This window comes from Kamptonema sp. UHCC 0994 (assembly GCF_029167235.1).
Lineage (GTDB): Bacteria > Cyanobacteriota > Cyanobacteriia > Cyanobacteriales > Microcoleaceae > Kamptonema.
Genome location: NZ_JARFTR010000174.1, coordinates 13388 through 27384 on the forward strand (window position 1 = coordinate 13388; position 13997 = coordinate 27384).

The following is a 13997-nucleotide window of genomic DNA, read 5'->3' on the forward strand; positions in this document are numbered from 1 at the left end:
TGCCGCCCAAGTCCTATAAACTCTAGAAGTCAGACCAAAGTTGGATTATAGGGTTTTGGCAAAACATTTTTTCTTGTGTTTAAGCATACAGCTTTCAGCGGTAAATAGTAGAAAGAGCGATCGCCTAAAATCTGCCCTATCCCACAAAATTAACTGAACTTAAGCATATTTACTTATCCAACAAATTACAGTATAATTCTGATAATCGGAGGCAAACACTACTATCAATATTAACTTTATTAAAGAATTATTAAGTTAATCAACTGATTACTAAATTTAATTTTTCTTATTAAAAATTATAATGGCGGTTTATATTGTCAACGGGCCCCCATTCTCGTATTCTTAAAATAGGTAACGTTAAAACCGTTTTCCCAGGCTGAAATGGGGGGAGCTTCCCGTCCAAATTTTCAGAAACCTCAAAGATTTGCACCTTTGATTCTGCTAAATCTCAAAGGAGATAAAATATGTCAATTGCTGTTGGAATGATTGAAACAAAGGGCTTCCCGGCTATAGTCGAAGCCGCTGACGCGATGGTGAAAGCTGCGCGCGTCACCTTAGTAGGCTATGAAAAAATCGGCAGCGCCCGCGTGACAGTCATCATCCGGGGCGATGTCTCAGAAGTGCAAGCCTCAGTCGCCGCTGGCGTTGAGTCAGTCAAGCGGGTAAACGGCGGAGAAGTAGTTTCCACCCACATCATCGCCCGCCCCCACGAAAACCTCGAATACGTTCTGCCCATTCGCTACACCGAAGCCGTAGAACAATTCCGAGGCTACTAAAATTGCAACTTCGCCCTCAAGCAAGCTGCAACCCCTTTTTCTCAAACGTAATATTTCTGCAAATCTTAATTTAGGAGTCCAAAACAAATGGCAATTGCAGTAGGCATGATCGAAACCCTCGGTTTTCCCGCAGTGGTAGAAGCCGCCGACGCGATGGTAAAAGCCGCCCGCGTCACCCTCGTAGGCTATGAAAAAATCGGTAGTGCTCGCGTGACAGTAATTGTCCGGGGCGATGTCTCGGAAGTGCAAGCCTCAGTCGCCGCTGGCGTTGAGTCAGTCAAGCGTGTGAATGGCGGACAAGTTTTGTCTACCCACATCATCGCTCGCCCTCACGAAAACCTAGAATACGTCCTACCCATCCGCTACACCGAAGCTGTCGAACAGTTCCGGGAAAGCGTCAGCGGCATTCGCCCTCTGAATAGACCATAAGACGGAGCATCACTGAAGCATGAAGGATAAAACTCGATTTTAGACTTCAGACTTGAGATTTGAGACTTCAGACTTGAGACTTAGTATTTCACACATCAAAACTTCCCAATCCCATCAAAATGCAAATTGCCAAAGTTCGCGGCACAGTTGTCAGTAACCAAAAAGAGCCAAGTCTCAGAGGAGCAAAACTGCTGCTGTTGCAGTTTATAGATGAGGAAGGTGCACCCATGCCGGGATATGAGGTGGCAGCAGATAGTGTGGGCGCTGGTTTTGATGAGTGGGTTCTAGTTACTCGCGGCAGCGCCGCCCGTCAAGCAGAAGGGAACGAACATCGTCCGATAGACGCTCTCGTAGTTGGGATTATTGATACTGTCAGTGTAGAAAATCGCCTCATTTACAGTAAAAAAGACGATTCCCGCTAGTTATGCAATTTGTTAACTGTTAACTGTTAACTGTTAACTGTTAACAAAAAATTTTTTCAATGTAGGAGAAATGTAATTATGGCAGTCCGCAGCATTGCGGCTCCCCCGACTCCTTGGTCGAAGAACTTAGCTGAGCCAAAAATTCACGATACAGCCTACGTGCATTCTTTTTCCAATATTATTGGAGACGTGCAAGTTGGCTCTAACGTGATGGTTGCTCCGGGAACATCTATCCGGGCTGATGAAGGTACTCCTTTCCATATTGGGGACGGCACCAACATTCAAGACGGAGTAGTGATTCACGGTTTAGAGCAAGGCAGAGTAGAAGGGGACGATGGCAAGTCTTATTCCGTTTGGATTGGGAAAAATACTTCTATTACCCACATGGCATTAATTCACGGTCCGGCTTATGTCGGTGACGATTGCTTCATCGGCTTTCGCTCAACTGTGTTTAATGCCAGGGTGAATAATGGCTGCATTATAATGATGCACGCGCTAATTCAGGATGTGGAAATTCCCGAAGGTAAGTATGTGCCTTCGGGAGCAATCATTACTAACCAACAACAAGCTGACCGCTTGCCGGATGTGCACGACGCGGATTTGCATTTTGCCCGCCACGTAGTGGGAATTAATGATGCTCTCAGAGCAGGTTATCGCTGCGCTGATAACATCGCGTGCATATCGCCGCTTCGTGACGAACGGAATAAATCATCATCTAAAAATGGGTCGCCGAAGATGCAAACTAGCTATGCAGGCTCGTCAAGTAGCCAATTGAATCAGCAAACTGTTGAGCAGGTACGCAACCTCTTGGCTCAAGGTTACAACATTGGAACAGAATATGCAGACCAGCGCCGCTTCCGCACCAGTTCTTGGCAAAGCGGGCCTTCTTTGCAAGGTAAGCGGGAAGGGGAGGTCTTCGCGACTCTGGAATCTTTGATGAACGAGCACAAAGGTGAATATGTGCGCTTGATTGGGATTGACCCCAAGGCTAAGCGTCGTGTTTTGGAAGAAATTATCCAACGGCCAGGGGAGAATAACTCTAATGGCTCTACTGCTCCGAAGTCTAATGGGAAAGTTGCTTACGGTAATCAGAGTAGTGGCTCTGTGTCAAGTGGTAAGTTGAGTGCAGAAGTTGCTGAACAAGTACGTGGCCTTTTGGCTCAGGGTTACAAAGTTGGTACTGAACACGCCGACCAACGTCGTTTCCGCACCAGTTCTTGGCAAAGCGGAGCGTCAATTCAGGCGACAGGCACAGCCCAAGTAATTGCGGCGATCGAGGGGCTGATGACTCAGTACGCAGGGGAATACGTGCGCTTGATTGGGATTGACCCCAAAGCGAAGCGGCGGGTACTCGAAGAGATTATCCAGCGACCAGACGGCCCTGTTGCTCAAACAGCTAAGGCTAATGGGGCAACAGCTTCGGCAGCTTATAGCTCTAAAGCTTATAGCTCTCATTCCAGTAATGGTTCCTTGGCTCAAGAGACGGTGGAGAAAGTACGTAACTTACTGGCACAAGGTTACAAAATTGGTACGGAACACGCCGATCAGCGCCGCTTCCGTACCAGTTCTTGGCATACTTGCGCTCCGATTGATTCAAATCGCGAAGCTGAAGTGCTGGCTGCTCTGGAAGGCTGTATGAAGGAGCATTCTGGTGAATATGTGCGCTTGATTGGCATTGACACTAAAGCTAAGCGGCGGGTTCTTGAAGAATTGATCCAACGTCCTTAAATCTGTTGAACCCGCCCAGATAATAGCGGGCGGGTTTTATACAGAAGTTCTCTGTTAGTTGCAAAAATATTCGCTAAACTTGCCCTTTGTGTCTACAACTCATATAGCAGTTTTCAATTGGGTAGGTACTGCTTTTAATTAGCAATTAGCAATGAGCAATTAGCCATTAGCAATTAGCAATTAGCAAAATGTACGTATCGCCACTGCAACTACTTAGCAACTCTCAGATTTATGTGAGTGGCGATGTAACTGTTGATGAGGGTGCGGCGATCGCACCTGGTGTCATCCTCCAAGCTGAGCCAGATAGTAAAATTGCGATCGCCTCTGGTGCTTGCATTGGTATGGGAACTATCCTTCACGCCCGTGGAGGTACTCTGATCGTAGAATCTGGCGTTATCCTAGGCACAGGGGTGCTAGTTGTAGGTTCGGGGAAAATTGGCGTTAATGCCTGTATTGGCTCAGGGACGACAATTTTAAATCCCTCCATTGGCAACTCGCAAATGCTAGCCGCAGGTTCTTTGATTGGAGATGATAGCCGCCAAGTAACGGCAACTCCAGACGCTCCTGAGCTTGCTCCGCTGCCTGTGGAAGTGTCCCCGACAGCACCGCCAATCGCACCGCCAGTAACGGAGACAATCCCACAGCCAGTAACGGAGCCGGTAGAAGAAGAGCGATCGCCATCCCCTTCGGGCTCCCTTGGGATTATGCACGGCCAAGCTCACATAAATACTCTAATGACGACACTGTTTCCGCACCGCGCATATTTTAAGAATAACGAAAACGGTAAATCTCCCCCTGCTAGTAGTTCCGGTTAGTCCCCCTTTATAATTTATGCAGACTTCGCTATTATTGGCTGCATCGCGATCGCTAATGCTTTGCCGTAGCAATTAATTTATAATTATTTCGCCAATCTGCCTTGGGCTCTGTCAAACTAAAACTATAGATAAGTATTTATTTTTAGCAAATATCCTCTAAGGGAGATTCTGAGATGGACACGCAAACCCCAATACCATTCGCTTACGAGCGATCGCACCACGAACAAAGCTTTAAGGATATGGCTTTGGGTTTAGTCTCAACCCGGAGTTTTCCTGCGATCGTTGGGACTGCTGATATGATGCTGAAGTCAGCGGGGGTGACTTTAGTAGGATATGAAAAAATTGGCAGCGGTTACTGTACGGCGATCGTGCGTGGCAGAATTTCTGATGTCCGTTTAGCTGTAGAGTCCGGCGCTCAGACGGCCGAACAATTTGGGCAATTTGTTTCTAAGTTAGTGATTGCTAGACCTTTACCCAATTTGGAAGAGGTTCTTCCCATTGGGGCACGATTGTCTGAACTCTCCCTCGGCGGCGGTTACTCTCGCTTGAGCAATCAAGCGATTGGCCTGCTGGAAACACGGGGCTTTCCGGCAATGGTCGGTGCTTGCGATGCTATGCTCAAGTCAGCCGAGGTACACTTAGCCGCCTACGAGAAAATTGGATCGGGTTTGTGTACCGCTATTATCAGAGGTGCAGTAGCAGATGTGGCGATGGCGGTTGAGGCGGGAATGTACGAAGCTGAGCGAATTGGCGAGTTAAACGCGGTGATGGTAATTCCCCGGCCTTTGGAAGATTTGGAACAAACTTTACCTTTAGCAAGTTGTTGGATTGAAAAGCCAAAAACGGTGCTTTTGCCTATATCGGTTAAGGAAAAGGAAACAGAAAAAGAACTTATTCAGCTTCCAGAATTGGAGGTCTTGCCGATGTATATTGAGGAGCAATAGGTCAACAGTTAACTGTTAACAGTTAACAGTTAACAGTTAACAGTTAACAGTCAACAGTGAGGGAAAACAGATGAATATTAAACAATTGTACAAGCGCGGTTTAAACAAAGCTAAGAAAGGAGACTACGAAGATGCGATCGCGGATTTCAATCAGGTACTCGCAATCAATCCTAGCGATGCCAAAACCTATAACAATCGCGGTCTAGTTTACTATTACCTTAAAGATTACCAGAGAGCAATTACAGATCTTAGCCAAGCACTAGATATTAGCCCTGATTTGTTTGAGGCTTACTTGAACCGAGGGAATGCTTGGCGACATTTAGGAGAAAATCAAAAAGCTATTGACGATCTTAACCGCGCATTAGAAAATAATCCTCAAAGCGATGCAATTTATAATAATCGAGGGCTTGTCCTGGCAAACTTAGGAGAGTACGAAGCAGCAATTAACGATTACGATCGAGCCCTAGCTATTAATCCTAGTAATTATAAAACTTATTACAATCGAGGACGAGCTTACTATCTTTTGGGAGACAAGAAGAAAGCAATTGATGATTTCAATCAAACATTACAGCTTAATCCCACTTACATCAAAGGTTATATCAATCGTGGTTTATCCTATCACCACTTAGGAGAGGATCTGAAAGCAATTGAGGATTATAACGAGGCGCTCAGACTCGATTTAACAAATGTTTATGCCTACTATAACCGAGGTTGTGTGCGCTATCAACTAAAAGAAATGAGGCTGGCAATTGAAGATTTTGACAAAGCAGTGCAGCTCGATCCTACTTATGTTAAAGCTTATCTCAACCGAGGTTTAGCACGATATAAGTTGGGAGATGCACCGGGAGCAAATAAGGATTTTTATCATGTAATGTGCATCAATTCTGAAGCTTATTTCTTTTACCAGGCGCAGCGTTGCACTCCTCATGTTAAAGCTTACTCGAAAGAAGCACCGCGTATGGAAGTTAATCATGGCGGGGAATATTTCAATACAACTTTAGGCTCTCTTTGGGACCCAGATGATTTGATCAATAGAGCAGAAATTATCTGTGAAGGTGAGTTTATCAATGATTAGAATTTGGTAATTGGTAATTGGTAATTGGTAATTGGTAATTGGTAATTGGTAATGGCTAATGGCTAATGGCTAATGGCTAATGGCTAATGGCTAATGGCTAATGGCTAAATATCTAAACCCAATACATTTAAATCAGGAGGATTTTCGACGACAAACTGATAGTATAACTCTTGTTTTCCTTGTGGTGGAAGCTCGATTACCCATTCTAACAACCCCATTTCGCCTACCTGTACCTTCGGATTTGTGAGGGTAAGGCGCACCTTAATTTGCTCGTTGCGACTAACTGGTAGTTGCTCTTTTAGCGTTAAGCTTGCCTGCACTTGTCGTAAATTTGTAATAATTAGCCGATAAGCATAACTCGTGCGTCGCTGATTGCCGATTAGTTTCTTATCTACTTGTCTTTCAACTAATTCGCGCTCAATCTTTAATCCTTCATCAATACCTAGATTAAGCTTAAATTCTTGACCGGGAGCAATATTTTCTAACTGAGTTGTACCGACAAAAGTGTTGTCGCGAAAGATGTTAGCTTTACCTGGTAATAATGTAGCACCTGTCAGGGGATTAATAACAACAGCTTGTAAATAGGCGAAACTAACTAATCTAGGTATGGCAATATATTCAGGCCGACTGGGATAATTTTCGTTAAAAATAGTTACTTTTTGAGGATTTCCATCATTAGGAATATTGCTATTTCCTCCTATTTGAAATGTGACTACACCTCCTTCTGTAGAGGCTGTAGCTGTCACTGTTTGAGCGGTAATAGCTCCGGGTGCGGGGGATCTAGCGATATATTCCAGTTCCATCTCATGGGTAGCTGCTGATAAAGATGTTACGTCCCTATCCTTTGCCTTCTTGGCTCGTAGAAATTCTGGATTTTGAGGAATTTCTAAAGAAAAAATATCAATATACCAGGGGTCAAGCTTAGGCGGTAAAGTTCCTAATCCAGGTTTAGCTGTAGACAAAGTAAGTGCTATATTTGTCCAATCTTCACCTGTATTCTGATTGACTTCTGCTAAGTAACTAAGATTAATTTGGTTGTCGGTGGTATTTACGCGCAAGTCATAAAGTGGTGTCCAACTGGCTCGATTTATCATATAAGAAACTTCTAATTCAAAATCGCCACTATCACCTGCTTCTATGGCAACAAAAATGCTGAAACTTTCTTGAGGACGATAATTTTGTATCTGCTGTAACTGCTGGCGGAGAGCTTGTAATTGTTTATCTAACTGTTGCTGCTGTTTTTCTAATTGCGCGATTGAGCCTACATATTTCCGGTAATTTTGTCCTAGAAAATTCAGCAATTCTCCTGTTTCATTCAAGCCAACTTGTTGTTTTGCAAGACTACTGGAAAAGAAACCGACTGATTTATCGCTTAATCCTTCAACAAACTTAAGTTGTAATTCTCTCGATGCTAATTGGTAAATAATAGTGCGTTTTTGTTCTTCTAACTGCTCGATTTGTTTAGATAGTTTTCTGGTTTTCTCTTCTACTGGTTCAGTAGCAAATATTTTCTCTGTGCGAACCCCTAATAAGTTTACGGCTATTGTACCAGAACCAGTTGCTCTTACTGAATCTGTTTGAATTGTTCGGGGGAGAGAGGCGATAACTAATTCTTTCTCGTTCCCAGTTAATGTTACTAAACCTCGGCGCGTCACCCGCGCTTGATTTGTGTAGACGGTTACTTCTGAGATTTGGGAGTCTACTATTTTGATATGTTCTCGATCGGGATTCGGTAATTCTGAATTAGTCATTGCTACTAATACCTTTACGAAATTCTTTGATTGCTTCTAAAGGGGAACTAATTAAAATGCAGCGCAGTAACAAAGATAAGTCTAATTCTGGCATAAATTCGCTGCTAGATACCTGTTCATAACCTTGTTCTTGTAGGTGGTAAATTGCCAGGGTTCCGTCTTCCCAAAACCAAACTTCAGGTACACCCATTAGTCTATATTTTTGCAGTTTAATCGGACTACCGCTAGTAATCACCACCTCAACACACAAGTCAGGAACATCCTTATCTTTCCCGAAGCAATAAGACAAATCTGCCTGATATTCGACAACGCCTTCAACTATTTGGCTATAACTGCCACTGGGGAAAAATTCTATATTTTTTTCTACGAAATATGCCCCCAATAGTAAACCCATCATACATCTAATTGCATCGTGTAACTTACTAATTGTCACAATTTCTAACACTCCTTGACAATAAAATAACCGTACCCCCGGCACATCCTCAAAACTGGCTTGAATTGCTTTAAACTGATGCCACTGCAAACCACGCAAAGTGAAATGCTGTTCGATTTTGGGGGATGCCGTTACTTGATTTTCTAAGGATGTAACCATGACGTTCCTTTTGAGTTGAAGTTACTAGCGATAACTTAATTATAATACGGTCAGCGGTGGAATTCCTGCCCGATCCAAAATTTTAGGAATTAAATCTTCCCGCTTCACGGCCATAACATGAACTCCTTGGCAAATTTCCCGTGCTAATTTAACTTGTTCTGCGGCAATTTTTATTCCTTCTTCTAAAGGTTCTGAAGCATTTGCCAAGCGCTCGATTATGTGCTGTGGGATATTAACTCCGGGTACGTATTTATTGATAAATTCGGCATTTTTAGCGGATTTCAGTAGAAATATTCCTGCCAGAATTGGCTTGTTGCAACCTGCGGCGATTTGACTCATAAACTTATCTAAAATGTCAAAATCGCTAATTAATTGACTTTGAAAAAATTGAGATCCTGCTGCTATTTTTTTCTCGAATCGACTTTGTAATCCTGACCAACTAGGGGATTGAGGATCGACGGCTGCACCTACAAATAAATCGGTAATACCATCGGTTAAAGGTCGATCGTTCCAGTCAGTACCCCCATTCATTTTCTGAATTAATTGCAGCAATCTTACTGCTTCTAAATCAAAGACGCTTTTGGCTTTGGGATGGTCGCCTGCCTTGACTGGATCGCCTGTTAATGCTAAGATATTTCTGATGCCTAAAGCTTGTGCTCCCATGAGGTCAGCTTGGATGCCAATTTGGTTGCGATCGCGACAAGCTACTTGACAAATTGGCTCTATTTCGTGTTGTAATAAAATCACGGAAGCGGCTAAGGGGCACATCCGTAATACTGCTCTACTTCCATCGGTAATATTGACTGCGTGAACTCTATCTTTGAGGGTTTGAGCCATTTTAATCATCTGGCTGGGGTCGCCTCCTTTAGGCGGTGTCACCTCGGCGGTAATGATAAATTCTCCGGGGGTTTTACAGGCGTTACGAAAACGATTCATCCGATTTGATATTTGAGATTTTACTTGGTCTAAACTGGGCGGTTAAAACCGCTTCTACACAAACTAAACCCGCCTACGCGGGTTTCAACAACCTGGTTTTTTTATAGTCCGCGTAGGCGGACTTTGTTTGTGTAGCCGCGAATTATATTCGCTGGGCGGTTTTAACTTATTTTACCTATCAATCAGGGAGAGAATAACCAAAGGCTTTTTTAACTTTTGTAAGCGTTTGGTTGGCGATCGCACTAGCTTGTTCCTTCCCCTGACGCAAAACTGATTCGAGATAGCCGCGATCGTCCATTATATCTTTATACTTGTCCTGAATCGGTTTGAGCGCGTTAATTGTCGTTTCTGTCAACAGTGGCTTAAATTCCCCCCAACCCATATCTTGACACTCTGCGGCCACTTCTTCCCTAGTTTTCCCAGATAGTAGCAGATAAAGTGTCAATAAGTTTCTAGCTTCGGGGCGATCGCTACTGTCAAAGGTCAAACCTCGTAGCGCGTCAGTTTTGCAGCGCTTAATTTTTTTCGCGATCGCATCTGGGGAATCTAGCAAATTAATCCGACTTTGTTCGGAAGGGTCAGACTTCGACATTTTACGAGTACCATCAGTTAAACTCATCACTCTCGCACCTTCTTTGCGAATTAGCGGATCGGGAAGCTTTAACACTGGATTTTCTGGCGTACCAAATTGATGATTTAATCTGACAGCAATATCGCGGGTAAGTTCCAAATGTTGTTTTTGGTCTTCCCCCACTGGCACTTTATCGGCATCATAGAGTAAAATATCGGCTGCCATTAACACGGGATAATTTAGCAAACCCGCGTTTACATTTTCCCCCTGTTTGACAGCTTTTTCCTTAAACTGGATCATGTCTTCCAGCCAATTAATCGGCGTGATACAATTCAGCAACCAGGCTAATTCTGCGTGAGCGGGGACGTGAGACTGCACAAAGATGGTAGAATATTCCAAGTCTATCCCGCAAGCTAAGTATAAAGCTGCGATCGCATAAGTGTCTGATGCTAGTATAGCGGGATTGTGGGGTGCAGTGATCGCGTGTAAATCGACCACACAGAAGAAATTTTCATACTCACTTTGGCCTTCTACCCAGTTACGAATTGCACCGAGATAGTTACCGAGGTGGAGATTTCCGGTTGGTTGAACTCCAGAGAGGACGCGCAGTTTTTTATCCATGAGTTAGAATTGTAATGCAATTAATTATTTAGTGTGACACGATATTTTAACTGTTAATCAAACACTGGCGGCCAAAGTTCAGAAATTGGCAACTCCCAACCAGGAAATAATTCTGGTATCGTCAAAGTATCGCTGCTAGTTAACACTACAGGCTCACCTGTGAGACGATAAATAGTAACTGTTTCTTTGTCAGGGTCAATCAGGATGCCAATTTGAGATCCGAGTGCTAAAAAAGATTGGATTTTTTCAACAATGGGTTTAATTCTATCACTTTTAGATTTAATCTCTACCATCAAGTCCGGGACTAGCTGCACAAAACTTATTTGACTACGTTTGAGCTTTTCTGCCTTGACAAATGATACATCAGGAGCACGTAAATCGGCATCAGGATTTGGCAGAATAAAACCCGCCGCTGCACCCGTGACGCGCCCCAATTTGTGGGCCATTACCCAAGCGCCTAAAAAAACGATCAACCGAGAACCAATTTCGTCGGAAATGTAATCTGAAGGCCCCATAACGCTAATTTTTCCTTCTACAAGTTCTAATTGGTAGTCCTGATGAGATTCTTGGAGCACAGTTTGCATCCGTTCTAGGTCTTTAAGTGTTAGAGTCATAATAACTATGTCGGGGTGGATGGCAGTATAGTTTTTGTAGCTTAACCTGATTCTAATTATGACTTACTCTTCTCAAAATCCCATTCTTGAACTGAAGAAATGCCTGATGCTGGCCCAGGATGTTACGAATCACATCGAGGCGAATCGAGCGTTTGAGCAATTGTGCAATCTTATAGACGCGGAGAATCCAATGGCGGCGCAACTTTTGGAGATGTTATGGCAAGATACGATCGCGGCGCGGCGATCGGCTGCTTTTTGGCAGCAAATGAGTGATGTTGAGAAAGATATGGCTAATAAAATGATGGAAAATATGACGGAGATGCGGCAGAATTATCTGCGGTTGATGCAGGAAATGTAGGGGGAAAATACGGATTTTGAATGCAGATACAGAGATAATTTGCTTGAAATTTGAGAATGATGAACTCAATTTTTAATTGTCTGTTGTTGGTATCTGCGTTTAAATCCGTGTTTGTTATTCTTAAATTCGGATCGGGTTTCTGGGTTCAGGGAGCGAGCGCGTGGGACTTAGAAACCGGGTTTCTTACCCAAATCTTCGTTAGGATGCAAAAATTGTCGCAGAAACCCGGTTTCTTAAAGCCTTCTATTCTTCAAAGGTTAAATTCTGGATTAATTTATCGCTTTTTGCATAATCTTCTAAAAAGTAACGATAAGCATCTGCTGAGTGAAATTGCGATCGCATTCCATCTATTTTAGGTAAACTTCCCTGGCGCAAATCAATATATTCCTGATAGCTGGAAAACTCCCAATCCTCAGCTTTTTCAACTATATTAGCACAGACTGGGTTTAAATGAATATATCGGGTTAAGTGTAATAAATAGTCTTCTCGATCTACATGAATCGCCTGAAATCGTCCCTGAAATAGTGAACCCACTCTTTGATAGCGTTTATTGATAGCTTTAGTATAAGACAAAGTAAATGACTGCATCAGCTTGGAAAAATCATCATTTTGCAGGTAAACTAATAAATGATAGTGGTTCGGCATTAAACAATAAGCAATAATATCGACACCATAAGTAATCAGATGATTTTTTAATTGCCGTAAAAAATAAATATAGTTTTCTCGCTCAAAAAAGATAAGCTGACAGTTATTACCTCGGTTATAAACATGGTAGTAATTACCCGCTTGGAAGATAATTTGGCGACGTGGCATATCAGAGTGTAGGTGAGGAAGTCAGAAAAGTGCGATCGCGTGGGGGACTCAGAAACCGGGTTTCTTATCCAAATCTTCGTTAGGATGCCTAAATTATCGCAGAAACCCGGTTTCTGGGCTCAGGGGGCGATCGCGTGGAGGTCTGAGAAACCGGGTTTCTTACCCAAATCTCGGTAAGGATGCCAAAATTATCGCAGAAACCCGGTTTCTTGGCTGAGGCTTAGGGAGCGATCGCAATACGCTAATATTTCTATATTACGTACTATTTGGAATACAGATCGCAAACAATGTTGGGTTTTTGCGTAGATGAATTACTCGATCGCTATTGACTATCTCAAGGATTCCGATCCCATTTTGGGACAACTCATTGACCAACTTGGTGCGTGTCAATTAAATCAGCGCGAGTTGGAGGGAGACTTGTTCTTTTGTCTATCCCAGTCAATTCTGCATCAACAACTTTCTACCAAGGTAGCTAAAGTCATCCACGCTAGATTTCTCCAGCTTTACGCTAACACTCAATTCCCTCTGGCGCAAGATGTCCTCGATACGCCGGATGAAGTGCTCCGCCAGGTGGGTATTTCGCGCCCCAAAATATCTTATCTCAAAGATTTAGCGCGTCATGCGATCGATGGATTGCCGACCATTGAGGAGTTGGAAATCATGGATGATGAATCGATTATTAAGAATCTAACGCGAGTGAAAGGTATCGGTCGCTGGAGTGTTCAGATGTTTTTAATTTTCCGTCTCAATCGGTGGGATGTTTTACCTGTGGATGATTTGGGTATACGTTCAGGGATTCGGAAACTCTATGGTCTTGATGCACTTCCCGATCGCAAGACTATAGAACGTTTAGGGCAAAAGTGGAAACCTTATTGTAGTATTGCCTCGTGGTACTTGTGGCGAAGTTTGGAGCCTTTACCGTTAGTTTGAGGATTGTTAGAATCAGGGGGAGATGCGATCGCATATACTCAATGATTTTGGCAACTTTCAATTCCAGTTTTTATTCTGCTTCCGGGCAAAGAGTCACAGCCCATTTTTGACCGATATTAGATCTGCGATCGCGTGGGACTCAGAAACCGGGTTTCTTATCCAAATCTTCGGTAGGATGCTTAAATTATCGCAGAAACCCGGTTTCTTGGAGTTTCTTGGGCGATCGCAGCACGCTAATCTTTTTATATTGCGTACTATTTGGAGTGCGGATGGGAACTCGCTGACGCTTTTTCTTAAGGACACGACCTACGATGACGACCCCTTTTTCTCTGGGTTTATGGCAGTTTGCGATCGCGTGAAGGGAGAAGAGTTTTTTCTGGCAATTTTATATCACGAATGGTTTGTTATTGAAAGATCGGAAGTTTTTGAACCATAAGTTTTCAAGATTTATGCTGACTCAATGGACATTTACTCAAATGTTTGCCAATTAATTAATATATAGCAAATTCCATGTATCTGTGGTACACTATGTTCAGTAGCGATCGCAGAAAAAATGAAACCTTATTTGATCGAGTTTCGCCAAAAAATAGTTAAAGCCTATGAACAAGGAGACACATCAATT

General features: G+C 43.2%; 16 protein-coding genes. 10 read left to right on the forward strand and 6 right to left on the reverse strand.

All coding sequences use genetic code 11. From position 1 onward, the window contains the following. Positions 1-464: 464 nt before the first annotated feature. The 7 genes from PY364_RS16350 (at position 465) to PY364_RS16380 (ending at position 6189) form a co-directional block, all read left to right on the forward strand. The gene (locus PY364_RS16350) at positions 465-776 is read left to right on the forward strand and encodes a carbon dioxide-concentrating mechanism protein CcmK (protein ID WP_007357821.1); all 312 of its coding nucleotides are present in this window, start codon (positions 465-467) and stop codon (positions 774-776) included. 87 nt (positions 777-863) lie between these two features. After that, positions 864-1205, forward strand: a complete 342-nt coding sequence (locus PY364_RS16355; protein WP_007357820.1) for a carbon dioxide-concentrating mechanism protein CcmK — start codon at positions 864-866, stop codon at positions 1203-1205. A gap of 119 nt (positions 1206-1324) precedes the next feature. Further along, entirely contained in the window at positions 1325-1627 is a 303-nt protein-coding gene (locus PY364_RS16360) for a EutN/CcmL family microcompartment protein (protein WP_272035739.1), read from the forward strand. A gap of 78 nt (positions 1628-1705) precedes the next feature. Next, a complete protein-coding gene (locus tag PY364_RS16365; protein ID WP_275524076.1) occupies positions 1706-3355 on the forward strand; it encodes a ribulose bisphosphate carboxylase small subunit in 1650 nt (549 codons plus the stop codon). Between the two features lie 188 nt (positions 3356-3543). Further along, a complete protein-coding gene (locus PY364_RS16370; RefSeq protein WP_275524078.1) occupies positions 3544-4170 on the forward strand; it encodes a carbon dioxide concentrating mechanism protein in 627 nt (208 codons plus the stop codon). Between the two features lie 173 nt (positions 4171-4343). Further along, on the forward strand, positions 4344-5114 hold the full coding sequence (locus tag PY364_RS16375; RefSeq protein ID WP_275524080.1) for a BMC domain-containing protein: 771 nt from the start codon (positions 4344-4346) through the stop codon (positions 5112-5114). A gap of 70 nt (positions 5115-5184) precedes the next feature. Then, entirely contained in the window at positions 5185-6189 is a 1005-nt protein-coding gene (locus PY364_RS16380) for a tetratricopeptide repeat protein (protein WP_275524082.1), read from the forward strand. 104 nt (positions 6190-6293) lie between these two features. On the opposite strand, the gene PY364_RS16385 is transcribed toward PY364_RS16380, so the two are convergent. From PY364_RS16385 to PY364_RS16405, 5 genes are all read right to left on the reverse strand, one after another. Further along, complete coding sequence (locus PY364_RS16385; RefSeq protein ID WP_275524083.1) at positions 6294-7940, reverse strand: mucoidy inhibitor MuiA family protein; 1647 nt, start codon at positions 7938-7940, stop codon at positions 6294-6296. Then, positions 7933-8532: a Uma2 family endonuclease gene (locus PY364_RS16390; RefSeq protein ID WP_275524085.1), complete on the reverse strand. Its 600-nt coding sequence runs from the start codon at positions 8530-8532 to the stop codon at positions 7933-7935. Before PY364_RS16390 ends, PY364_RS16385 begins: the two co-directional genes overlap by 8 nt. Positions 8533-8571: 39 nt before the next feature. Next, positions 8572-9468, reverse strand: a complete 897-nt coding sequence (locus PY364_RS16395; protein WP_275524087.1) for a methylenetetrahydrofolate reductase — start codon at positions 9466-9468, stop codon at positions 8572-8574. Between the two features lie 178 nt (positions 9469-9646). After that, entirely contained in the window at positions 9647-10660 is a 1014-nt protein-coding gene (gene trpS, locus PY364_RS16400; protein WP_275524089.1) for a tryptophan--tRNA ligase, read from the reverse strand. 53 nt (positions 10661-10713) lie between these two features. Continuing rightward, the gene (locus PY364_RS16405) at positions 10714-11274 is read right to left on the reverse strand and encodes a Uma2 family endonuclease (RefSeq protein ID WP_275524091.1); all 561 of its coding nucleotides are present in this window, start codon (positions 11272-11274) and stop codon (positions 10714-10716) included. Positions 11275-11332: 58 nt separating this feature from the next. On the opposite strand from PY364_RS16405, the gene PY364_RS16410 reads away from it, so the two are divergent. After that, positions 11333-11632, forward strand: coding sequence for a hypothetical protein (locus PY364_RS16410; RefSeq protein WP_275524093.1), 300 nt, complete (start codon positions 11333-11335; stop codon positions 11630-11632). A gap of 243 nt (positions 11633-11875) precedes the next feature. Here PY364_RS16410 and PY364_RS16415 read toward each other — a convergent pair whose 3' ends face one another. Beyond that, positions 11876-12445 carry a transposase gene (locus PY364_RS16415; protein ID WP_275524094.1) on the reverse strand — a complete coding sequence of 190 codons (570 nt, stop codon included), beginning with the start codon at positions 12443-12445 and terminating at the stop codon, positions 11876-11878. 306 nt (positions 12446-12751) lie between these two features. Between PY364_RS16415 and PY364_RS16420 the strand changes: the two genes are divergently transcribed. Together PY364_RS16420 and PY364_RS16425 are read left to right on the forward strand one after the other, a co-directional pair. Beyond that, complete coding sequence (locus PY364_RS16420) at positions 12752-13375, forward strand: DNA-3-methyladenine glycosylase (RefSeq protein WP_275524095.1); 624 nt, start codon at positions 12752-12754, stop codon at positions 13373-13375. A gap of 106 nt (positions 13376-13481) precedes the next feature. Beyond that, on the forward strand, positions 13482-13811 hold the full coding sequence (locus PY364_RS16425) for a hypothetical protein (RefSeq protein WP_275524097.1): 330 nt from the start codon (positions 13482-13484) through the stop codon (positions 13809-13811). Positions 13812-13997 lie beyond the last annotated feature (186 nt).